The organism is Roseicella frigidaeris (genome assembly GCF_003258945.1).
In the GTDB taxonomy this organism is placed as follows: domain Bacteria; phylum Pseudomonadota; class Alphaproteobacteria; order Acetobacterales; family Acetobacteraceae; genus Paracraurococcus; species Paracraurococcus frigidaeris.
Genome location: NZ_QLIX01000001.1, coordinates 314,708 through 335,962, shown reverse-complemented (window position 1 = coordinate 335,962; position 21,255 = coordinate 314,708). Strand labels below are relative to the sequence as shown.

Annotated in this window: 18 protein-coding genes; 13 read left to right on the top strand and 5 right to left on the bottom strand. The window is 72.0% G+C overall.

Going from position 1 to position 21,255, the window contains the following annotated elements; all coding sequences use genetic code 11:
* Positions 1 to 97 precede the first annotated feature (97 nt).
* Complete coding sequence (locus tag DOO78_RS27295; protein ID WP_165838668.1) at positions 98 to 835, bottom strand: transglycosylase SLT domain-containing protein; 738 nt, start codon at positions 833 to 835, stop codon at positions 98 to 100.
* A 640-nt stretch (positions 836 to 1,475) separates the two neighbouring features.
* Between DOO78_RS27295 and DOO78_RS01530 the strand changes: the two genes are divergently transcribed.
* From DOO78_RS01530 to DOO78_RS01520, 3 genes are all read left to right on the top strand, one after another.
* Complete coding sequence (locus DOO78_RS01530; protein WP_111467950.1) at positions 1,476 to 2,810, top strand: ABC transporter substrate-binding protein; 1,335 nt, start codon at positions 1,476 to 1,478, stop codon at positions 2,808 to 2,810.
* Between the two features lie 101 nt (positions 2,811 to 2,911).
* Entirely contained in the window at positions 2,912 to 3,799 is an 888-nt protein-coding gene (locus DOO78_RS01525) for a TauD/TfdA dioxygenase family protein (protein ID WP_111467949.1), read from the top strand.
* Between the two features lie 397 nt (positions 3,800 to 4,196).
* Entirely contained in the window at positions 4,197 to 6,386 is a 2,190-nt protein-coding gene (locus DOO78_RS01520; RefSeq protein WP_165838667.1) for a TonB-dependent siderophore receptor, read from the top strand.
* 13 nt (positions 6,387 to 6,399) lie between these two features.
* Here the strand turns inward: DOO78_RS01520 and DOO78_RS01515 are convergent, their stop codons facing one another.
* Positions 6,400 to 6,975 carry a tyrosine phosphatase family protein gene (locus DOO78_RS01515; RefSeq protein WP_111467947.1) on the bottom strand — a complete coding sequence of 192 codons (576 nt, stop codon included), beginning with the start codon at positions 6,973 to 6,975 and terminating at the stop codon, positions 6,400 to 6,402.
* 133 nt (positions 6,976 to 7,108) lie between these two features.
* On the opposite strand from DOO78_RS01515, the gene radA reads away from it, so the two are divergent.
* From radA to DOO78_RS01465, 10 genes are all read left to right on the top strand, one after another.
* Entirely contained in the window at positions 7,109 to 8,566 is a 1,458-nt protein-coding gene (radA, locus tag DOO78_RS01510; RefSeq protein ID WP_111467946.1) for a DNA repair protein RadA, read from the top strand.
* Between the two features lie 125 nt (positions 8,567 to 8,691).
* Positions 8,692 to 9,618: a Bug family tripartite tricarboxylate transporter substrate binding protein gene (locus DOO78_RS01505; protein ID WP_165838666.1), complete on the top strand. Its 927-nt coding sequence runs from the start codon at positions 8,692 to 8,694 to the stop codon at positions 9,616 to 9,618.
* Between the two features lie 208 nt (positions 9,619 to 9,826).
* Positions 9,827 to 10,387: a CvpA family protein gene (locus DOO78_RS01500; RefSeq protein ID WP_111467944.1), complete on the top strand. Its 561-nt coding sequence runs from the start codon at positions 9,827 to 9,829 to the stop codon at positions 10,385 to 10,387.
* A gap of 7 nt (positions 10,388 to 10,394) precedes the next feature.
* Positions 10,395 to 11,876 (top strand): amidophosphoribosyltransferase, encoded by a 1,482-nt coding sequence (gene purF, locus DOO78_RS01495; RefSeq protein ID WP_111467943.1) that lies wholly within the window; start codon positions 10,395 to 10,397, stop codon positions 11,874 to 11,876.
* A complete protein-coding gene (locus DOO78_RS01490) occupies positions 11,873 to 12,589 on the top strand; it encodes an SDR family NAD(P)-dependent oxidoreductase (RefSeq protein WP_111467942.1) in 717 nt (238 codons plus the stop codon). The genes purF and DOO78_RS01490 overlap by 4 nt, the downstream gene beginning before the upstream one ends.
* Positions 12,590 to 12,600: 11 nt before the next feature.
* Positions 12,601 to 13,428, top strand: a complete 828-nt coding sequence (locus tag DOO78_RS01485) for a 23S rRNA (adenine(2030)-N(6))-methyltransferase RlmJ (protein WP_111467941.1) — start codon at positions 12,601 to 12,603, stop codon at positions 13,426 to 13,428.
* Positions 13,425 to 14,411: an NAD(P)H-dependent glycerol-3-phosphate dehydrogenase gene (locus DOO78_RS01480; protein WP_111468227.1), complete on the top strand. Its 987-nt coding sequence runs from the start codon at positions 13,425 to 13,427 to the stop codon at positions 14,409 to 14,411. The genes DOO78_RS01485 and DOO78_RS01480 overlap by 4 nt, the downstream gene beginning before the upstream one ends.
* 159 nt (positions 14,412 to 14,570) lie before the next feature.
* Positions 14,571 to 16,169 carry an ABC transporter substrate-binding protein gene (locus DOO78_RS01475; protein WP_111467940.1) on the top strand — a complete coding sequence of 533 codons (1,599 nt, stop codon included), beginning with the start codon at positions 14,571 to 14,573 and terminating at the stop codon, positions 16,167 to 16,169.
* 58 nt (positions 16,170 to 16,227) lie between these two features.
* On the top strand, positions 16,228 to 17,916 hold the full coding sequence (locus tag DOO78_RS01470) for a N,N-dimethylformamidase beta subunit family domain-containing protein (RefSeq protein ID WP_111467939.1): 1,689 nt from the start codon (positions 16,228 to 16,230) through the stop codon (positions 17,914 to 17,916).
* 54 nt (positions 17,917 to 17,970) lie between these two features.
* Positions 17,971 to 18,722 (top strand): IS5 family transposase gene (locus tag DOO78_RS01465; protein WP_111467938.1). Its coding sequence is split into 2 segments (ribosomal slippage): positions 17,971 to 18,301 and positions 18,301 to 18,722, totalling 753 coding nucleotides; the frame shifts between segments, so codons are not numbered across the junction.
* 162 nt (positions 18,723 to 18,884) lie between these two features.
* On the opposite strand, the gene DOO78_RS01460 is transcribed toward DOO78_RS01465, so the two are convergent.
* The 3 genes from DOO78_RS01460 to DOO78_RS01450 form a co-directional block, all read right to left on the bottom strand.
* Positions 18,885 to 19,772 carry a TauD/TfdA dioxygenase family protein gene (locus tag DOO78_RS01460; protein ID WP_111467937.1) on the bottom strand — a complete coding sequence of 296 codons (888 nt, stop codon included), beginning with the start codon at positions 19,770 to 19,772 and terminating at the stop codon, positions 18,885 to 18,887.
* A 103-nt stretch (positions 19,773 to 19,875) separates the two neighbouring features.
* Positions 19,876 to 20,475 (bottom strand): class I SAM-dependent methyltransferase, encoded by a 600-nt coding sequence (locus DOO78_RS01455; protein WP_111467936.1) that lies wholly within the window; start codon positions 20,473 to 20,475, stop codon positions 19,876 to 19,878.
* Between the two features lie 55 nt (positions 20,476 to 20,530).
* The gene (locus DOO78_RS01450) at positions 20,531 to 21,241 is read right to left on the bottom strand and encodes an endonuclease III domain-containing protein (RefSeq protein ID WP_111467935.1); all 711 of its coding nucleotides are present in this window, start codon (positions 21,239 to 21,241) and stop codon (positions 20,531 to 20,533) included.
* Positions 21,242 to 21,255: the final 14 nt, after the last annotated feature.

Below are 21,255 nucleotides of genomic sequence, written 5' to 3'. Positions count from 1 at the left end.
GGTCGCGCCGTAAGGCGCGCCATGCCGAAGGCGTGCTGTTCGCGCGACGCCGCGAAGGCCCAGGCAAACCGGAGGGTGTACCGTCCTGCGCCCGGTCTCAGCGGGCATCCGCGACCTCGACGACCTGCCGCCCCGTGGGCCGGTCGCCGAGCGCGGTGAGGAGCGGCGCATGCATCTGGCGCTGCGCCGCGATGGAGCGGGCGATCCAGGCATGCACCTCCGCCAGGGTGAGCGGCTTGCCGCTGCCGCGATCGGCGAAGACCTCGCGGTTCAGCGCCACGCTGTCGGCGCCGACCACCTCGGTCGCCGGGCGGTTCGGCGTGCGGTCGAGGGCCGCGAGGAAGCGCTGCGCCCCGGCCGGGCCGAGCAGATGCACCAGATAGAGATCCGCCGGCCCCACGGGGCGCATCAGGGCGAGCTCGAGCGCCGCCTGGGCCCGGTTGATCCGCGCCGCCGCCAGGGCCGCCGCATAGCGCGGGTTGTTGCGCAGGGCGAGGATGCGGGCCTGCACCTTCGGCTTGCGGGCGCTGATCGTGCCGCTCGCCGGATCGGTCGAGAGCATCGCCGCCTCATAGGGCAGGCCGTGCTGCGCCCCATGGTCGCGCACCGCCTGCAGCCAGGTGCCCTCGGTGAACTGCATCAGGCCGCGGGCGGTCGAGCGGCCGTTGCGCGCCTGTGGGTCGAAGCGGCTTTCCTGCCAGGCCAGGGCGGCGAGCAGGGTCGGCTCGATGCCGGTGCTCCGGACGGCGCCGCCGAGGGCGGAGACGACGATCGGCCGAACGCCCGGCACCTCCTCGGCCGGCGCCGCGGCGGCCGGCCTGGGCGCCGCCGCCATGACCTGGCGCTTGGCTGGTGCCGCAGGTCCGCGCCGCGCGGCCTGCCGGGCCGGCATGGCCGGCTTCGACCGCGCGGCGCGGGCCGGCGACGCGGCCGCCCGGCGGGGATGCGCCGGCTCGGCGCGGTGTTCGGACTGGCTCTTGCCCGAACGCGATGCCGCCGCGGCCTCGGAGGCCGGTCCGGGAAGGGTGAGGAGTGCCGCCGCCATGGCGAAGGCACAGGCAAACCTGCCGCGCCGTGGGGGCACGGCGCGTAAATCAGTCGGTCGCATAATGGCCGAGCTCCCTGGGGGGTTGGGGAGTGCGGGATCGACGTCGCGGACGGAAAAGCGCCAGGGGGGGACGCAGGTTCCGCCACAATCTCGGTTACGAGAGCGGTCGCGCCAAATCTGGTGAGCCATGCGGCACCGGGAGTCAACCGCGAGCCCAGGCGAGGTCGCCGACGCCAGCAGGCGTTGCGAGGCCTCGAAGGCCGATGGGAGCGGGACCGGCGGGGCTTCGCCCTCGCATGTCACCAATTAGAGAGCATCACCGGCCGCCGGGCGGATTTCCTGGATGGCCCTCCCCCGCCGCCCACATCATTCCGTTTGCCGGGCGGCCTGGACCGCTCCGGCCAAGATCGGCCAGGGAGGGTTGCAGATGCAGGATTTCACGCGCCGCGCGACATTCGGGCTGGGCGCCGCGGCGCTCGCCGGGCGGGCCTTCGCCCAGACCGCCCCGCCCGGCGGCATCCCGCGCGCCGAGACGCCCCCCTTCGCGGTGACGCCGGAGCCGGGGGCCAGCCTGCGGATCATCCGCCCCGCCCGCTTCGTCGAGCCGGACGAGACCATCTTCCGCGCCAATGCCCAGCGCTTCCAGGACAAGTTCAACGTCCCGGTGCGGGTGGATTTCGTCGGCTGGGAGGATATCCGGCCGCAGACCGCGGTCGTCGCCAATACCGGCACCGGGCCGGATGTCGTCATCGGCTGGTCGGACGACCCGCACATCTATGCCGAGAAGGTGGTCGAGCTCAGCGACGTCGCCGAGTATCTCGGGAAACGCTATGGCGGCTGGGCCTTCCTCGCCGAGAAATACGGCAAGCGGCACAACACGGAGACCTGGATCGGCATCCCCATCGGCGGGAACATGGGCCCCTGCGTCTACCGGGCCTCGGCGGTGAAGGAGGCCGGGTTCGAGCGCATCCCCGAGGACCATGACGGCTTCCTCAAGCTCTGCCTGGCGATGAAGAAGAACAACAAGCCGATCGGCTTCGCGCTCGGCAACGCGGTGGGCGACGGCAACGCCTTCGCGCAGTGGTTGCTCTGGTCGCACGGTGCCTATCTGGTCGACGAGGAGGGCAAGGTCGCCATCAACAGCAAGGAAACCGTGGAGGCGCTGCAATACCTGCAGGCGCTGTACCCGGCCTTCGCGGCCGGCACGCTCTCCTGGCTCGACCCCTCCAACAACCGCGCCTTCTCGGCGCAGGAGATCTTCCTCACCTCGAACGGCGTCTCGCTCTACTTCACCCTGAAGAACGACCCCGGCACCCGCGCCATCGCCGAGGACACGCAGCACGCGCTGATGCCGAAGGGCCGCGCGACCGTGGCGCCGCAGACCTCGACGGTGATGAACGCCATGGTCTTCCGGCACACCCGCTATCCGAAGGCCGCCAAGGCCTTCCTCGCCTTCATGATGGAGTCCGAGCAGTACGAGCCCTGGATGCAGGGCTCGCTCGGCTACTGGGCGCATCCGCTGAAGGCCTATGCGGCGAGCACCGTCTGGACCGCCGACCCGAAGAACACGGTCTTCCGCGACGCTATGGAGAACCGCTTCTGGAGCGGCTATCGCGGCCCGATCAGCCAGGCCTCGGGCGCCGTCGCCGCCGATTACGTGCTGGTGCAGATGTGCGCCGCCGTCGCCTCCGGCCAGGCGACGCCGGAGGCCGCGGCGCGGGAGGCGGAGCGGCGGGCGAAGCGGTACTACCGCAACACCTGAGCGGCAGGTCGCCCCCTGGCCCGGGGATGGCATGGTCACTTGACCAAATCCATCCCCGGAGACCTAATGTCGGGCCTGACATATCAGCCGGAGGATCTGCCATGGCCCTGCACCTGACGCCCCTGCACCCCCTCTTCGCCGCCGAGGTGCAGGGCCTCGATCTGCGCGAGACGCCGGGCCCCGAGCTCTGCGCCGAGATCGACCGGGCCATGGACGAGTACGCCGTGCTGGTCTTCCGCGACCAGCGGATCGACGACGACCAGCAGATGGCCTTCGGCGAGGCGCTCGGCCCGCTGGAGGGGTCGCGCGCCACGGTCGACATGCACAAGCACCGCCTGAAGCACAACCGGATGGCGGACATCTCCAATCTCGACGTCAACGGCAACCTGCTCGCCGCGGATGACCGGCGGCGGATGTTCAACCTCGGCAACCAGCTCTGGCACAGCGACAGCAGTTTCAAGGCGACGCCGGCGAAGTACTCCATGCTGCATGGCCGGGTGGTGCCGCCCGAGGGCGGCGAGACCGAGGTCGCCGACATGCGCGCCGCCTGGGACGCGCTGCCGGAGAAGACCCAGGCGAAGCTCCGCGACCTCGTCACCGAGCACAGCCTGATCTTCTCGCGCGCCTCGATGGGCTTCGACGACTACACCGAGGAGGAGAAGCTGGCCTTCGCCCCGGTGCGGCAGCGCCTCGTGCGCTACCATCCCGGCTCGGACCGGCACTCCCTCTACCTCTCCTCGCATATCGGCCAGGTGCTCGGCATGCCGCGGCCGGAGGCGATGATGATGATCCGCAACCTGACCGAGTTCGCCACCCAGCGGCAATTCGTCTATTCGCACAAGTGGCGGCCGTGGGACCTGCTGATGTGGGACAACCGCACCACCATGCACCGCGCCCGCCCCTTCGACGACCATATCCATCCGCGCGACATGCGGCGCGTCACCCTGACGGATGTGGCGCCGACGCTCGAGCAGCGCATGGCGGCCTGAGCCGACAGGGTCCCGACGCTGGAGCAGATCCCGTTCGAGTGGACACACTCGGACGGGTGAAGATGATCTGAAACCATTAGCCCAGGGCGCTTCCCGTGGACCGGCGTTCACGGGAGGCGCCCTGGGGACGATGCCGGCCCGCGATGCCGGATGATGGCCGGCCCGTCGTCCGCCGCCTGCCGTGGCGCCGGCATGGCGTGAAGGCGGGCCCGGGGCGGGGCCTGCCAATGCGCGCCGCGCCCGCGCCCGCGGCCGGTGGCGTCGCCGCCGGCATGTTGCAGCCATGACACAGTGTGCGCCGTGGATGCAGCATGACGGCCTCGTCAGTCGAACGCCATATTGCGATTCATTCTCATTATTACTACGACCCGGTCGATCAAGCAACCGGAACAGTTCGATGGCAGACACTCCCCGGCACGACCCGCTCGTCGCGCCGCCCCGCGGCGGCTGGCTACTCCTCGCGGGACTCCTGGCCGCGCCGCAGGCCGCCACCGCCCAGGGAGCCGCCCCCGGCGACCCGATCACCCTGCCGACCCTCTCGATCGAAGGCCATGCCGCCCCGGCCGAGACGGCGCGCGGCCCGGTGCAGGGCTATGTCGCGCAGCGCAGCGCCAGCGGCACCAAGACCGACACGCCGCTGATCGAGACGCCGCAATCCGTCTCCGTCATCACCAGCGACCAGATCGAGGCGCTCAACATCGGCTCGATCAACGAGGCGCTGCGCTACAGCCCCGGAGCCTTCGTCAGCGGCACGGATTACCGCGGCGAGTACTTCACCGTCCGCGGCTTCCCGGCCGATGTCTATCTCGACGGCATGCGGGTGCCGGCGCCGGTCACGGCGCAGAGCTTCCGCATCGAGCCCTGGGGGATGGAGCGGATCGAGCTGCTGCGCGGCACCAGCTCGGCGCTCTACGGCCAGGCCAATCTCGGCGGCATCGTCAACGCCGTCAGCAAGACGCCCTATCTCGGCCAGGTGAACCAGGTCGCGCTGCAGGGCGGCAGCTTCGGCCGCATCCAGGGCATGTGGGATGTCGGCGGCCGGGTCGGCAGCGGCGACGGGCTGCTCTGGCGCATGGTCGGGCTGGTGCGCAACGCCGATACCGAGTTCGACGCCACCAAGGACGACCGCATCTACATCGCGCCCTCGCTGCGCTGGCAGCCGACCAAGGACACCTCGGTGGTCCTGCAGGCGAGCTACCTGCACGACAACAACGGCGTCACCGGCCAGTGGCTGCCGCCGCAGGGCACCGCCCTCTACAACCCGAACGGCACCATCCCGCGCGGCCGCATCACCGGCGAGCCGGGCTGGGACACCTACCGCAAGACCCAGCTCGGCCTCGGCTACCAGGTCGAGCACCGGCTGACCGAGGCCGTCACGCTGCGGCAGAACCTGCGCTACACCTATGTCGATCTCGACTACAAGTCGATCTATGCGAGCGGCCTCGGCCCGGCGAACCAGTGGCGCACCGTCAACCGCGTCGCCTCCTACCAGGTGCCGATCGCGCAATCCCTGACGCTCGACAACCAGGCCGAGGCGCGCTTCGCCACCGGCCCGCTGCAGCACACGGCGCTGCTCGGCCTCGACTATCGCTGGCAGCGCGTGGCCAACCGCACCTGGACGGCGGCGGCGACGCGGCTCGATGTCTATGCGCCGGTCTATGGCTACATGCCGACCCTGCCCCTCGGCGCCACCAGCACCACGCTCAACAACCAGGTGCAGAACCAGCTCGGCCTCTACCTGCAGGACCAGATCCGCTGGGACAACTGGATCCTGACGCTGACCGGCCGGCAGGACTGGGCGAGCGTCGACACGCAGAACAAGCTCAGCAAGGCCTCCAGCTCCCAGGACGACAGCGCCTTCACCGGCCGCGTGGCGCTGCTCTACGCCTCGCCGATCGGCGTCTCGCCCTATGTCAGCTACGCCACCTCCTTCCTGCCGACGCTCGGGACCATGGCGCCGCAGCGCGGCGGCGGCACCTTCAAGCCGACCACCGGCGACCAGGTGGAGGTCGGGGTGAAGTACCAGCCGCCCGGCACCCAGAGCCTGTTCTCCGCCGCGCTGTTCGAGCTGACGCAGCAGAACGTCACCACCACCGACCCGTTCTTTACGCAGTACTCCATCCAGACCGGCGAGGCGCGGTCGCGCGGGCTGGAGCTGGAGGCGCGCGTCGCGGTCACCGACGGGCTCAGCGTCATCGGCGCCTTCACGGCGCAGGACACCGAGGTGACGAAGAGCACCACCAACAATCTCGGCCGCCGCCTCGGCACCGTGCCGAACCACATGGCCTCGCTCTGGGGCGACTACAGCTACAAGGTGACCGACGAGCTGACGCTCGGCTTCGGCGCTGGCCTCCGCTATGTCGGCAACATCATGGCGAACAACGCGCCGACCGCGACCAGCCCGATCTTCCACGCGCCGTCCTACACGCTGTTCGACGCCATGCTGCGGGCGGAGTACCGGCAATGGCGGCTGACGGTCACGGGCACCAATCTCGGCGACGAGCACTACTTCGCCGCCTGCTACGCCACGTCCTGCAGCTACGGCGTCGGCCGGGCGGTCTACGCCACCCTCGCCTATCGTTGGTGAGGGGGCTGGGCGGTCAGCCCTCCGCCTCCGCGGCATCCACCTCCCGCCCGCGGCCGGCATTGCGCATGATGCCGGCGAGATGCGGGCGGATCGCCAGCTGGTGCCGGTAGAGCGCCGCCGCCGCCGCGGGCAGCGCGCCCTCCCGCCCCAGCATGGCGTCGCCCAGCTCGAGGATGCGGAGGTTCGGCCAGGCCTTCTCGCGGATGCCGAGGATGCCCTGCAGGATGGTCTCGGCCGGCAGCGCCGGCCGCGCCTGCGCCAGCATCAGCGCCATGGCCGCGGTCGAGCGCGAGATGCCGGCATGGCAATGCACCAGCAGGCGCGAGGCCGCCTCCGCCTCGAGGTCGCGGCCGAAGGCGAGGATCGCCCGCACATCCGCCTCGCCCGGCGGGATGACGCCTGCCGCCGGCTCGATGACGTCATGGAAGCGGAGCTCGAGCTTGGCGTGCTCGCCGAACTGGCCGAAGGCCTCCGGCACCGGCCAGTCGGGGTCGAGGATGGAGAGCACATGGCTCACCCCCGTCTCGCAATGGCCGCCCAGCTCCTCGATGCCGCAGACGGTGAGGCCGAAGGGGAAATGCGTGTCCATGCCGCCAGTGTGGGTCCGGTGGCGCGGCGGGTCCAGGGTCCGGCGGGTGAAATGGGTGACGTGGCGCCGGGCCGAGGCTATGCTGTCCGTTCACGTTTCGTACCTATAGTGACCCATCGGAGGGACCGCCCGCTTGGCCAAGGACCGCAACCGCTTCGTCTGTCAGGCCTGCGGCGCCGTCTTCCCGAAATGGCAGGGCCGCTGCGATGCCTGCGGCGAGTGGAACACCCTGCAGGAGGAAGCGGCCCCCGCCGCCCGTGGCCCCGGCCCGGCGGCGCGGGCCGGCGGCGGCAAGCGGGTCGCCTTCGTCGGGCTGGAGGGGGAGACGGCGCCGCCGCCGCGCATCCCGACCGGCCTCGCCGAGCTCGACCGGGTGCTGGGCGGCGGGCTGGTCCCGGCCTCGGCGGTGCTGGTCGGCGGCGATCCCGGCATCGGCAAATCGACCATCCTGCTGCAGGCGGCGGCGCGCATCGCCGGGGCCGGGCGGCGCGCCCTCTACATCAGCGGCGAGGAGGCGGTGGCGCAGGTGCGGCTGCGGGCGCTGCGGCTCGGGCTGGAGGGCGCGCCGCTGGCGCTGGCCGCCGCGACGGCGCTGCGCGACATCGCCGCCAGCCTGGAGGATGAGGACGAGGCCGCCCTCGTCGTCATCGATTCCATCCAGACGCTGTGGCTGGACGCGCTCGATTCCGCACCGGGCACGGTCGCCCAGGTGCGCGCCTGCGCCGCCGAGCTGATCCGCCTGGCCAAGAGCCGCGGCTTCGCCCTGGTGCTGGTCGGGCATGTGACGAAGGAGGGCATGCTCGCCGGCCCGCGGGTGCTGGAGCACATGGTCGATGCCACGCTCTATTTCGAAGGCGATCGCGGCCATCAGTTCCGCATCTTGCGGGCGGTGAAGAACCGCTTCGGCGCGACCGACGAGATCGGCGTCTTCGAGATGACCGAGCGCGGGCTGGTCGAGGTGCCGAACCCCTCGGCGCTCTTCCTCGCCGAGCGGCGCGGCAACGTCGCCGGCTCGGCGGTCTTCGCCGGCATCGAGGGCACGCGGCCGGTGCTGGTCGAGGTGCAGGCGCTGCTCGCCCCCTCGGCCGGCGGCAGCCCGCGGCGGCAGGTGGTGGGCTGGGATGCCGGGCGGCTGGCCATGCTGATGGCGGTGCTGGAGGCGCGTTGCGGCATGACCCTCGGCATGAATGACGTCTATCTCAACATCGCCGGCGGGTTGCGCATCGCCGAGCCGGCGGCCGACCTCGCCGTCGCCGCGGCGCTGGTCTCGGCCGCCACCGACCGGCCGACCGATCCCGGCACGGTCTATTTCGGCGAGGTCGGCCTCTCGGGCGAGATCCGCCAGGTGGCGCAGGCCGAGGCGCGGCTGCGCGAGGCGCAGAAGCTCGGCTTCGCCGGGGCGGTGCTGCCGCGCCGCCTCGCCCGCGGCGGCCGGGCGCCGGTGGCGCTCGACGGGCTGCGGCTCGCCGAGATCGGCCATATCGCCGATCTGGTGGCGCCCTTCGCGGCCAAGGCCGAGCGCCGGCAGAAGCCGCCCGCCGGGGGGCGCGGCGCGCCGGCCAGGGTCGCGGGCGAGGCCGAGGCCGGTTGACGCGGCCGGCGGACTGGCCCGGCGCCGCCGCCAAGGCCATCCTCGCCGCAACGACCTGCCGAGGAAGCGCCATGGTCCCCTCCCGCCGTGCCTTGCTGTCCCTGCCCGGACTCCTCCTGCCCGCCTTGGCCCGGGCCCAGCCCGGCTTTCCGGACCGCCCGGTCCGGCTGATCGTCCCCTTCGCGCCCGGCGGCAATTCCGACACCGTCGCCCGCGTCGTCGCGCCGCTGCTGGCGGAGCGGCTGGGCCAGCCGGTGGTGGTGGAGAACCGGGCCGGCGCCGCCGGCAACGTCGCCGCCACGCAATTCGCCCGCGCCCGGCCGGACGGCTACGCGATCCTGCTCGGCTCGAACGGCCCCCTCACCGTCAACCCGGTGATCCAGGCCAATCTCGGCTACGACCCGGGGCGCGACTTCACGCCCATCGCCCTGCTGGTGCGCACGCCGAACGTGCTCGCCGTGCACCGCGACGTGCCGGCCCGGACGCTGGCCGCGCTGATCGCCCAGGGCCGCGCCGCGCCGGGCAGCATCAGCTGCGGCTCCTCCGGCACCGGCAGCACCTCGCACCTCGCCATCGCCAGCTTCAACGCCGCGACCGGCGCCGGCCTGCAGCACGTGCCCTATGGCAGCGGCGGCGCCATGGCGCCGGACCTCATCGCCGGCACGATCCAGGCCGGCATGACCGAGATCTCGACCGCCCTGCCGCTGCACCGGGAGGGCGCGGTGCGCATTCTCGCCACCGGCTCGGCCGGGCGGCTGCCGGTGGTGCCGGAGGTGCCGAGCTTCGAGGAGGCGGGCGTCGCCGGGTTCCGGGCCGCCGCCTATCTCGGCCTCGTCGCCCCGGCGGGGACGCCGCCCGCGGTGCTGCGGGCGCTCGCCGGCGCCGCGGCCGCCGCCGTGGCCGATCCCGGCCTCCGGCAGCGCTTCGCGGAGATGGGCAGCGAGATGGCGGCGCCGGCCGAGGCCTCGCCGGAGGGCTTCGCCGCCTTCCTCCGCCAGGAGGGCGCCTGGACCCGCGATGCGGCGGAGCGGGCGGGGCTCCGGCCCGGCTGACGGTCCCGGATGCGGCCGCAGGGGGCTTCCGCAGGGGCTTCCCCGGGGGCGCCTCCCCGGCAGCCGCGTAGCCTCGGGCGGGCGCGGCCCAGCGCCGTCGGAGGGCCAGCGGCGCCGGGGCGGCATCGCAGCCATGCCGCCGGCCCGGGCCAGCCCATGCCGCCATGCGTGGACACCGCGGCGGGCACGCCGCTATACCGCTGGCACGATGACCTGGGTCGACGGTGTGGTGCTGGCGGTGCTCGCCGTCTCGGCGTTGCTCGCCTATTTGCGAGGGCTTGTGCAGGAAGTGCTCGGCGTCGGCGCCTGGATCGGCGCCGCGGCCCTGGCGCTGGCCCTGCGCCCGGTGACGGCGCCGCTGCTGCAGGGCACGGTCGAGCCGCCCTGGCTGGCCGATGCGCTGGCCGCCGGCGGCGTCTTCCTCGTCGTGCTGGTCATCCTCAAGATCATCATCAGCTTCATCGCCCGCTTCGTGCAGGATTCCATGCTGGGCGGCACCGACCGGGCGCTCGGCCTGGTCTTCGGCCTGCTGCGGGGTGCCTTCCTGGTCATCCTTGCCTATATCCTCGGCGGCATGGTCCTGCCGGCGACCGATCGCTGGCCGGAGGCGGTCCGGGATGCCCGGTCGCTGCCCCTGGTCATCGATGGCGCGCAATGGCTGGTGGCCCGGCTGCCACCCGAATACCGGCCCCGCGTCGCCGCCCCGCCGGATCGCCGCGCGCCGACCCAGGACGAGCTGATGCGACCGCCGGCGCGGAACCGGACGTGAGGGCCCCATGACCGAATTGTCCAACCGCCCCTGGTCCTCCGACGAGGACAAGTTCCACGAGGAATGCGGCGTCTTCGGCGTCTGGAACGCCGCCGACGCCGCCGCCCTCACCGCCCTCGGCCTGCATGCCCTGCAGCACCGGGGGCAGGAGGCGGCCGGCATCGTCGCCCTCGACGAGGGCGGCATCTTCCATGCCCATAAGGGCCAGGGCTTGGTCGGCGACATCTTCTCGGACGCCAAGGTGATGGCCCAGCTGCGCGGCCGCGCCGCGGTCGGCCACAACCGCTACGCGACGACCGGCGAGACGGCGCTGCGCAACGTCCAGCCGCTCTATGCCGACTTCGCCTTCGGCGGCTTCGCCGTCGCCCATAACGGCAACCTGACCAACGCGCTTGGCCTCCGCCGCAGCCTGGTCGGCCGCGGCTGCCTGTTCCAGAGCACGACGGACAGCGAGGTCTTCATCCACCTCATCGCCATCAGCCTCTACTCCACCGTGGTGGACCGGCTGATCGACGCGCTGCGCCAGGTGCAGGGGGCCTACAGCCTGGTCGCGCTGCACAACGGCGCGCTGATCGGGGCGCGCGACCCGCTCGGCGTCCGCCCCCTGGTGCTCGGCCGGCTGGGCGGCGAGGGCGGCGGCGCGCCCTCCTGGGTGCTCTCCTCCGAGACCTGCGCCCTCGACATCGTCGGCGCCGAATTCGTGCGGGACATCGACCCGGGCGAGATCATCGTCATCGACACCCAGGGCGTGCACAGCATCAAGCCCTTCGGCAAGCATGCCGAGCGGTTCTGCATCTTCGAGTACATCTACTTCGCCCGGCCGGATTCGGTGGTCGAGGGCACGCCGGTCTACGACACCCGCAAGCGGATCGGCGCCGAGCTGGCGCGCGAGAGCGGCGTGCCGGCCGATGTCGTGGTGCCGGTGCCCGACAGCGGCGTGCCGGCGGCCATGGGCTATTCGCTCGAAAGCGGCATCCCCTTCGAGCTCGGGATCATCCGCAACCACTATGTCGGCCGCACCTTCATCGAGCCGACCGACCAGATCCGCAATCTCGGGGTCAAGCTGAAGCACAGCGCCAACCGGCCGATGCTGGAGGGGCGGCGGGTGATCCTGGTGGACGATTCCATCGTCCGCGGCACCACCAGCCGCAAGATCGTCGAGATGGTCCGCCAGGCCGGCGCGACCGAGGTGCATATGCGCATCTCCTCGCCGCCGACCACGCATAGCTGCTTCTACGGCATCGACACGCCGGAGCGCGGCAAGCTGCTGGCGGCCCAGCACGACCTCGAGGAGATGGCGCGCATCATCGGCGTCGACAGCCTCGCCTTCATCTCCCTCGACGGGCTCTACCGCGCCCTCGGCCGGCCGGGGCGCAACCCGGAGAAGCCAGGCTATTGCGACGCCTGCTTCACCGGCGACTACGCGATCGCCCTGACCGATACGCAGGACAACAACGCCCGGCAGCTCTCGCTGCTGCAGGCGGGATGATGGACCGCCCCCTCGCCGGCCACGTCGCCCTCGTCACCGGCGCCTCGCGCGGCCTCGGCGCCGCGACGGCGATCGAGCTCGCCCGGCTCGGCGCGCATTGCGTGCTGACCGCCCGCACCCAGGGCGCGCTGGAGGAGGTGGACGACGCCATCCGAAGCCTCGGCGGCCAGTCCACCCTCTTCCCGCTCGACCTGATCCGGGACGGCGAGAAGCTCGACATGGTCGGCCCCTCCATCGCCCAGCGCTTCGGCCGGCTCGACATCCTGGTGCATGCCGCGGGCCTGCTCGCCAAGCTGACGCCGACCGCGCATATCATGCCGCGCGACTGGCAGGAGGCGGTGGCGGTGAACCTCTCGGCCGCCTGGCGGCTGATCCGCAGCGCCGATCCGCCGCTGCGCGCCGCACCGGCCGGCCGCGCCGTCTTCCTCACCGATGCCGTGGTGGCCGAGCCGCGCGCCTATTGGGGCCTCTACGGCTTCGGCAAGGCGGGGCAGGAGCACCTGGCGCGGAGCTGGGCGGCCGAGGTCGCCAACACCCCGCTGCGGGTGAACCTCTTCGATCCCGGCCCGGTCGCCACGAGGCTGCGCATGGTGGCGATGCCGGGCGAGGACCAGTCCCGCCTGCCGCAGCCCGCCGATCTGGCGCCCGAGATCGCCGCCCTCTGCCTGCCGGGCGAGACGCGGAACGGCGCGGTCATCCGCCGGGGCGGCTGAGGCCGCCCGCCATGAATTACCGCCACGCCTTCCATGCCGGCAATTTCGCCGACTGCATGAAGCACGCGCTGCTGGTCTGGCTGCTGCGGGCCCTGGCGGCCAAGGACAAGCCCTTCGCGGCGCTCGATACCCATGCCGGCATCGGGTCCTACGACCTGGCGGCGAGCGCGGCCGAGCGCACCGGGGAATGGCGCCGCGGCATCGGCCGGCTGCTCGACATCGAGGCCGGGCCGCTGGCCGATTATGTCGGGCTGGTCCGCGCCGCCGGGGCGCCCGCCCGCTATCCCGGCTCGCCCGCCCTGATCCGCGCCCTGCTGCGGCCGGGCGACCGGCTGCTGGCCTGCGAGCTGCACCCCGAGGACCATGCCGCGCTGCGCGCCGCCTTCCGCGCCGACCGGCAGGTGGCGGTGCATCACCGCGACGGCTGGGAGGCGCTGAAGGCGCTCACCCCCTTCCTGGAGCGGCGCGGCCTGGTGCTGGTCGATCCGCCCTTCGAACAGGAGGGGGAGTTCGCCCGGCTGGCGCAGGGCATCGCGCTCGTCGCGCAGCGCTTCCGCGCCGGCATCCAGGCCTGCTGGTACCCGATCAAGCACCGCGCCCCGGTGCGCGCCTTCCACGCCGCGCTGCGCGAGGCGGGGCTGCGCGACCTCGTCGCCGCCGAGCTCTGGCTGCGCGAGCCGACGGATCCGCAGCGGCTGAACGGCTGCGGCCTGCTGGTCGCCAACCCGCCCTGGCATTTCGAGGCGGAGGGGGGCGCGATCCTCGCCACCCTGCTGGAGCGGCTGGGCGAGCGGGAGCCGGGCGAGGGCTGGGCGATGACCCGCCTGGCCGGGGAATAGCGGTGCCGAAGCTCGCCGTCCTCGGCGCCGGCGCCTGGGGCACGGCGCTCGCCATCCAGGCCGCCGGGGCCGGACATGCTGTGGCGCTCTGGGCGCGCGATGCCGGGCGGGCGGCGGCGATCGCGGCGGCGCGGGAGAATGCCCGCTACCTGCCCGGCATCGCCCTGCCCGCCGGCCTCGCCGTCACCGCCGATGCGGCAACGGCCCTGGCCGGGGCGGCGGCAGCGATCCTCGCCGTGCCGGCGCAGCATCTGGGCGCCGTGCTCGCCAGCCTGCCGCCCGCCCTGCCGCCGCTGCTGCTCGCCGCCAAGGGGGTGGAGCAGACGAGCCTCCGCCTGCCGCTGGAGGTGGTGGCGGCGGCGCGGCCGGGCCAGGCGGCGGCGGTGCTCTCGGGGCCGAATTTCGCGCATGAGGTCGCCGCCGGCCTGCCCGCCGCGGCGGTGATCGCCAGCGCCACGCCGGCGCTGCGCGAGCGGCTGGCCGGGCTGCTGGCGACGCCTGGCTTCCGCCTCTACGGCTCCGACGACCCGGTCGGCGTGCAGGTCGGCGGCGCGGCGAAGAACGTGATCGCCATCGCCGCCGGGGCGGTGATCGGCGCCGGGCTCGGCGAGAATGCCCGGGCGGCGCTGGTGACGCGCGGCCTGGCGGAGCTGTCCCGCCTCGCCGTCGCGCTCGGCGGCCGGGCAGAGACGGCGGCGGGCCTGTCGGGCCTCGGCGACCTGCTGCTGACGGCGACCGGCCCGTCCAGCCGCAACACCTCGCTCGGCATCGCCCTCGGGCGCGGCCGGCGCCTGGCCGAGGTGCTGGCCGAGCGCTCCGGGGTGACGGAGGGGGTCGCCACCGCCCCGGCCATCATCGCCCGGGCGGCCTCGGTCGGCGTCGAGCTGCCGATCTGCGAGGCGGTGGCGGCGCTGCTGGCGGAGCGGCTGACCCTGGCGGCGGCGGTGGAGCACCTGCTGGCCCGGCCGCGGCGGGACGAATAGGCCGCGGCGCGCTAGACGCTTGTTTTCAGAGGATCTTCACCCGATCAGGTGAGGCCACCCGATCGGGATCCGCTCTGGTCCGTCGCCGTCGCGCGGCGGGCGAATTTGGCGATGCCGGGAGGCATGCCGCACACTCCACGCGCAAGGTGGAGGCTCCTCATGAAGCGTCGCGATCTCCTGGCCCTGGCGGCCGGCGCGTCATCCTCGGCCCTGGCGCTGCCCGGCGCCGTGCGTGCGCAGGGAACGCCCGGGGCGACCACGGTGCTCCGGTTCGTCCCGCAATCGGACCTGACGCTGCTCGATCCGGTGTTCAACACGGCGCTAGTGACGCGCAACCACGGCATGATGGTCTATGACCAGCTCTACGGCCTGGACAGCAGCTATGCCGCGCGGCCGCAGCTCGTCGAGGGCCATGCCGTCGAGGATGACGGGCTGACCTGGCGCATCACGCTGCGCGAGGGCACCCGCTTCCATGACGGCGCCCCGATCCTGGCGCGGGACGCCGTGGCCAGCATCGAGCGCTGGACCAGGGCCGACGTGCTGGGCCAGAACATCCGCGCCATCACCAACGAGATGGTGGTGGTCTCGGACCGGATCTTCCTGGTCAGGCTCAGGAAGCCCTTCCCGCTCCTGGCCACGGCGCTCGCCAAGCCCTCCTCCTACTGCCCGGTGATGCCGGAGCGCTTCGCCCGGAACCCGCCCTCCGTGCAGGTGACGGAGATCGTCGGCAGCGGCCCGTTCCGCTGGGTGCCGGGCGAGCGCATGGTCGGCTCGCGCGCCGTCTACGAGCGCTTCGCCGGCTACGCGCCGCGCAACGAGCCGGCGAGCTTCCTGGCCGGCGGCAAGGTGGTGCATGTCGACCGCGTCGAATGGCACACCATCCCCGACGCCGCCACCGCCGGCGCCGCGCTGCAGCAGGGCGAGGTGGACTGGTGGGAGGTGCCGACCGCCGACCTGCTGCCGCGGCTGAAGCGCCTGCGCAACCTGCGGGTGGAGGTGAAGGACAAGGCCGGGCTGATGGGCATGATCCGCTTCAACCACCTGCAACCGCCCTTCGACAACCCGGCCATCCGCCGCGCCTTCCTGCCGGCCATCAACCAGACCGACTACATGACGGCGGTGATCGGCGACGACCGCTCGCTCTGGAACGACCGCTGCGGCTTCTTCCTGCCGGGTACCGCGCTGGCGACCGAGGCCGGGCTGCAGACGATGGCGGGGGCGCCGGACTACGACAAGGTGAAGCGCAACCTCGACGCCGCCGGCTACCGGGGCGAGCGGGTTGTGCTGGCGGTGCCGACCGACCTCTCCTCGCTGAATGCGATGAGCGAGATCGCCGGCGACATGTTCCGCCGCACCGGCCTCAACCTCGACTACCAGGCCTCCGACTGGGGCTCGGTCGCCACCCGGGTGATGAGCAACCGGGAGGGGCTCGACAAGGGCGGCTGGAGCGCCTGGTGCAACTACATCCCCGGCATCATCGCGCTGAACCCGGCGACGCAATCCTATGTCCGCGGGCCCGGCAAGGCCGGCACCTCCGGCTGGCCCGACCTGCCGAAGATCGAGGCGCTGCGCGACCAGTTCCTCGCCGCCGAGGGCCTGGCCGAGCAGAAGCGCCTCACCGAGCAGATCCAGCTCCAGGCCTTCGAGGACATCCCCTACCTGCCGACCGGCGCCTATACGCCGCCCACCGCCTTCCGCAGCAACGTCACCGACATCATCGAAGGCTTCCCGCTCTTCTTCAACCTGAAGAAGTCCTGACCGCGGCGCCGCCAGCCCCTCCGCCAGCCCTTGCCGAACGCCGTGCACCAGGACCGCCATGCCGCTCTATGACGACCCCACCGCCCGGCCCGACAGCACCGTCAATGTCGGCCCGCGCCACATCTATCCCACCGCCGGGGACCACCACTGGCAGGAGATGCGCCCCTTCGAGGCCCCGCGCGGGGACCCGGACTGGCACGAGATCCATGTCTACACCGACGCCATCTCCTATGCGCCGGGCGAGACGGTGCAGTTCCACGGCAGCACCAACGCGGAGAGCTGGACGATCGAGGTCACGCGCGACGGGCTGAAGCCCGCGATCGTGCATCGGCAGGAGGGCCTGCCGGGACGGGCCACCCCGATGCCCGCCGATGCCTACGAAGCCGGCTGCAACTGGCCGGTGCTGCATCGCTGGACCTTGCCCGAGGACCTGGCCTCGGGCTTCTACCTGGTCGAATCCAGCGTCGCCCGGCAGCAGGGCGGCCGCTTCGTGCAGCACCATTTCTTCGTCGTCCGCCCCCGGCCCGGCCTGCATCCCGGGCGGCTGCTGCATGTGCTGCCGACCTGCACCTACACCGCCTACAACGACTGGGGCGGGGCGAACCACTATGGCGGCAGCCACGGCCCGGCGCGCAACGCCATGTCGCCGCGGCTGAGCCTGCAGCGCCCCTGGACCCGCGGCCTGGTGAAGCTGCCGGAGAACGCGCCGCGCATCTGCGCCACGGTCGCCGAGCCCATGACCCCGCTCCGCTACGACTTCAAGGAATGGTCCTACGCGAACGGCTTCAGCTACTACTACGCTGCCACCGGCTGGGCGCAGTACGACCGGCACTTCGTCCTCTGGGCCGAGCGCGAGGGCTATGCGCTCGACACCATCACCCAGACCGACCTGCACCTCCGCCCCGCGCTGCTGGAGGGCTATGCCTGCGTCGTCATCGTCGGCCACGACGAGTACTGGACGCGGGAGATGCGCCTGGCCATCGAGGACTATGTCGAGCGCGGCGGCCATCTGGCCCGGTTCGGCGCCAACTTCACCTGGCAGGTCCGGCTGGAGGAGGAGGGGCGGCGCCAGGTCTGCTACAAGAGCAACGCGCCCAAGGCCGACCCCATCCGCGCCACCGGCGACGACGCGCGGCTCACCAGCGCCTGGGAGGACCGGCATGTCGGCTGGCCGGGCGCCACCACCGTCGGGGTGAACGGGCTGGGCGGCACCTACGCGAATTGGGGCCGCTTCACCCCGCGCGGCAGCCGGGGCTTCACCGTCTACCGGCCGGAGCACTGGGCCTTCGCCGGCACCGACCTGACCTATGGCGACATCTTCGGGGCCGAGGCGCGCATCTTCGGCTATGAGGTGGATGGCGTCGACTACACCTTCCGCGACGGCCTGCCCTATCCGACGGGCAGGGACGGCACGCCCGACAGCGTCGAGATCCTGGCCATGACGCCGGCCGTGATGGCCGAGGCGCCGCTCGAGAGCTACACGCTGCGCGCCTATGTCGGCGCGCATGACTGGTACGAGAAGGCCGAGATGATCCACGGCGTCGCCGATGCCGGGACGCTGGCCAGGTCCTACCACGGATCGGGGATGATGGTGGCCATGCGCCGCGGCAAGGGCGAGGTGCTGACCGCCGCGAGCTGCGAATGGGTGATGGGCCTCAAGCGGGGCTGCGCCTATACGCAGCAGATCACCCGCACCGTGCTCGACCGCTTCGGGGCGGCCGCCCCGCCCGGGCCGGCCGGGGACTAGGGTCTGTTGAGATTTGTGATTTGCGCTCGGGTCAGGATGTGATTCAAGCTCTGGATGGAGCGATTTGTCCTGACTGACGCCCAATGGGCGAAGATGGCACCGCACTGCCTGGGCAAGCCCGGCGATCGCGGGCGGAGCGGTTCCGACAACCGGTTGTTTGTCGAGGCGGTGTTGTGGATTGCGCGGACCGGTAGCCCCTGGCGCGACCTGCCGCCGATCTTTGGCAAGTGGAACTCGGTCTATGTCCGCTTCCGAGACTGGGTGCGCGCCGATGTGTTCCAGCGGCTGTTCGACGCCTGCTCCGATGAGCCGGATCTCGAATACGCCATGGTCGACGCGACCATCGTGAAGGTCCACCGCCACGGGCAGGGCGCAAAAGGGGGACTCAGAGCCAGGCCATCGGCCGCTCGAAAGGCGGCATGACGACCAAGATCCTGGCGCTCTGCGATGCACTCGGGAACCTGGTGCGCTTCGTTCTGCTGCCCGGCCACCGCTTCGACACGGTCGGCGTGCCGCCGCTGATCGAGGGCATCGACTTCGATGCCCTGATCGCCGACATGGCATTCGACAGCAACTCGATCATCGCCGAGCTCGACGCCCGCGGCGCCAAGGCCGTGATCGCTCAGCATCCCCGCCGCGCCATCCCCCGCGACGTCGACCAGGAGGTCTACAAATGGCGTCACCTGATCGAGAACTTCTTCGGCAAGCTCAAGGACTTCAAACGCATCGCCATGCGCAGCGAAAAAACCGACCAAAGCTTCGCGGCCATGGTCTACCTCGCCTCCGCCGTCATCCACTCACGATAAATCTCAACAGACCCTAGAGCAGATCCTGTCCCGATGACCTCATCCGGACAGGTGAAGATGCTCGTAAAAACAAATATCTAGAGCAGTCCCGATCAGGTGGACTCACCTGATCGGGATCCGCTTAGGCCTTCGGGGCCGGGCAGGCCGCCCGGCCCGCCAGCATCAGGCCGCCTGCTCCAGCGTCGGCGCCATGTCGGCGACGGTGGTGCGGTGCAGGTCGCGGACCTGGCTGGAATCGTAGCGGCGGGCCCGGTGCATGGTGACGCGGTTGTCCCACATCACTAGGTCATGCGGCCGCCAGACATGCGCATGCACGAACTCCCGCTGCGTCGCATGCTCGGTCAGGTCGCGCAGCAGGGCCCGCGCCTCCGGCACCGGCCAGCCCTGGATCGCCCCGGCATGCGAGGAGAGGAAGAGCGAGAGCCGCCCGGTGCGCGGGTGCCGGCGCACCAGGCGCTGCGGCACCGGCGCCCATTTCGCCCGCTCCGCCTCGGTGAAGTCGGTGAAGCCGAGGATGCCACGGGAGAAGATCTGGCTGTGCTCGGTGACCAGGTCGCGCACCAGCGCCTTGGTCTCGGCATCGAGCGCCTCCCAGGCGGCGCGCATGTCGGCGAACTCGGTATTGCCGCCGGCGCCCGGGATGACGCGGGCCGAGAGCAGGGAGTACTTGGCCGGCGTCGCCTTGAAGCTGCTGTCGCTGTGCCAGAGCATGTTGCCGAGGCTGAACAGCCGCTTGCGGTCGTCGCGCGCCATGACGCTGCCGTCGCGGTGCAGGTTGGAGATGTCGTTCACCTCCATCGAGAGGCGGCGCTGCTCGCCCTGCACGAGGTCGCCGGTCGCCAGCTCCAGCGGGCCGAAATGCCGGGAGAAGGCGATCTGCTGCTGGTCGTCGATCTCCTGGTCGTGGAAGACCAGCACGCCATACCGGTCCATCGCCGCCTCGATCGCCGCGGCCTCGGCCGGGGTGACGCCGCGGCGGATATCGACGCCCGCCACCTCGCCGACGAAATCCGGGCGGCTGGGATTGGCGGGGCGGATGCTGAGGGTCATGGCTGGGTTCCCTGGACGCCGGGGGCTGCGCCCCGTTCTGCCGGACCCATCTTATGCCATGCCCCGCGCAACGACCATCTGGAAGCGGCTAGGGCCGCGCTTGTCATCCCAGGCGCTTGCGGAAGCCGAGCTGCGCCCGGTGCGGCCCGTCGAGGAACTCGATCTGATTGCGATGGATGGTGGTGAAGGCGTCGATCGCCAGCTTCGGGCTGCGCAGCACGTCCGGATGCGGCCAGAGATAGTCGTCGCACAGGATCACCCCGCCCTCAGGGGCGAGGCGGAAGGCGAGCACCAGGTCGGTCAGCACGTCCGGCGCCTCGTGCGAGCCGTCGATATAGATCAGGTCGGGCGCCTCCCCGCCGCGCCCGAGCAGCGTCAGCAGCCCGGTGGCGGAGTCGCAGCGCAGCACCTCGGCCTTCGCGGCCGCGCCGGAGGCGGCGAGGTTGGCCTGGAAGCGCTCGAACAGGCCGGTGGTCTGCGCCGCGTCGTGCTCGGCGCCGCCGGCGAAGGTGTCGATGCAGGTGAGCCGGCTCTCCGGGTGCCGCAGCAGGTTGGCGAGGAACCAGAGGGTCGAGCGCCCCTCGAAGCTGCCGATCTCCACCACCCGCCGCGGCGTCTCCGGCCGCCAGCCGAGCTCCTCGAAGAACAGCCGCTCCCAGTAGGGGATGTGGCCGCTGAACCAGTCTTCCGTGAAATGCGGCATCCGCCTCCCCTCCTGCTGCTGCCCTTTCCAACGGCAGCGGCGGCCATCGGATGCCTCAGCCGGGGCGGACGACGCCCACCTGCCGGCATTGCCGCAGCAGCAGGCAGGTGCCGCAGCGCGGCCGGAGCCCGGTGCAGATGGCCTTGCCGAAGGGCACCAGCCGCTCGTTGATCTCGATCCAGTAGCGCTCCGGCAGGCGGGCCGCGAGCGCCTGCATGGTCCGCTCCGGCGTCGTCGTCGCCACATAGCCCCAGCGGTTGACGATGCGGTGGACATGGATGTCGACCGAGATGGCCGGCCGGCCGAAGCCGACCCCGAGCGTCAGCGCCGCGATCTTCGGCCCGACGCCGCGCAGCGCCTGCAGCCCCTCCATCGTGTCGGGGACCGCGCCCGCCTCGGCGATCCGGCGCGACAGGGCCAGGATGTCGCGTGCCTTGGGCTCGGGGAAGGTCGCGCCGGCGAGCAGGCCGACCAGCTCCGGCTCCGGGATCGCCGCCATGGCCTCCGGCGTCCGGGCGCGGGCGAAGAGGCGGAGGCAGACCGGGGTGGTGGTCTCGTCCCGGGTGCGGGCCGAGATCAGCGCGGCGACGAGCTGCTCGAAGGGCGAGCCATGGCCGCGGTCGCGCAGCGCGAACATCGCCGCCTTGGGCAGCCCCGCCGTCGCCTCGCGCAGCAGGCGGAAGACGAGGTCGATATCGAAGGGCTCCTTGTCCGGCCGGGCGGGCGCGGCCGAAGGCGGGCTGGTGGCGGCATGGGCACGGGGCATGGCTCCCCAACGCC

Coding starts and splice junctions, on each gene's coding strand:
- DOO78_RS27295 (WP_165838668.1), bottom strand. CDS start 835: ATGGCGGCGGCGCCCAGGCCGGCCGCCGCGGCGCCGGCCGAGGAGGTG.
- DOO78_RS01530 (WP_111467950.1), top strand. CDS start 1,476: ATGCAGGATTTCACGCGCCGCGCGACATTCGGGCTGGGCGCCGCGGCG.
- DOO78_RS01525 (WP_111467949.1), top strand. CDS start 2,912: ATGGCCCTGCACCTGACGCCCCTGCACCCCCTCTTCGCCGCCGAGGTG.
- DOO78_RS01520 (WP_165838667.1), top strand. CDS start 4,197: ATGGCAGACACTCCCCGGCACGACCCGCTCGTCGCGCCGCCCCGCGGC.
- DOO78_RS01515 (WP_111467947.1), bottom strand. CDS start 6,975: ATGGACACGCATTTCCCCTTCGGCCTCACCGTCTGCGGCATCGAGGAG.
- DOO78_RS01500 (WP_111467944.1), top strand. CDS start 9,827: ATGACCTGGGTCGACGGTGTGGTGCTGGCGGTGCTCGCCGTCTCGGCG.
- purF (WP_111467943.1), top strand. CDS start 10,395: ATGACCGAATTGTCCAACCGCCCCTGGTCCTCCGACGAGGACAAGTTC.
- DOO78_RS01490 (WP_111467942.1), top strand. CDS start 11,873: ATGATGGACCGCCCCCTCGCCGGCCACGTCGCCCTCGTCACCGGCGCC.
- DOO78_RS01485 (WP_111467941.1), top strand. CDS start 12,601: ATGAATTACCGCCACGCCTTCCATGCCGGCAATTTCGCCGACTGCATG.
- DOO78_RS01475 (WP_111467940.1), top strand. CDS start 14,571: ATGAAGCGTCGCGATCTCCTGGCCCTGGCGGCCGGCGCGTCATCCTCG.
- DOO78_RS01470 (WP_111467939.1), top strand. CDS start 16,228: ATGCCGCTCTATGACGACCCCACCGCCCGGCCCGACAGCACCGTCAAT.
- DOO78_RS01460 (WP_111467937.1), bottom strand. CDS start 19,772: ATGACCCTCAGCATCCGCCCCGCCAATCCCAGCCGCCCGGATTTCGTC.
- DOO78_RS01455 (WP_111467936.1), bottom strand. CDS start 20,475: ATGCCGCATTTCACGGAAGACTGGTTCAGCGGCCACATCCCCTACTGG.
- DOO78_RS01450 (WP_111467935.1), bottom strand. CDS start 21,241: ATGCCCCGTGCCCATGCCGCCACCAGCCCGCCTTCGGCCGCGCCCGCC.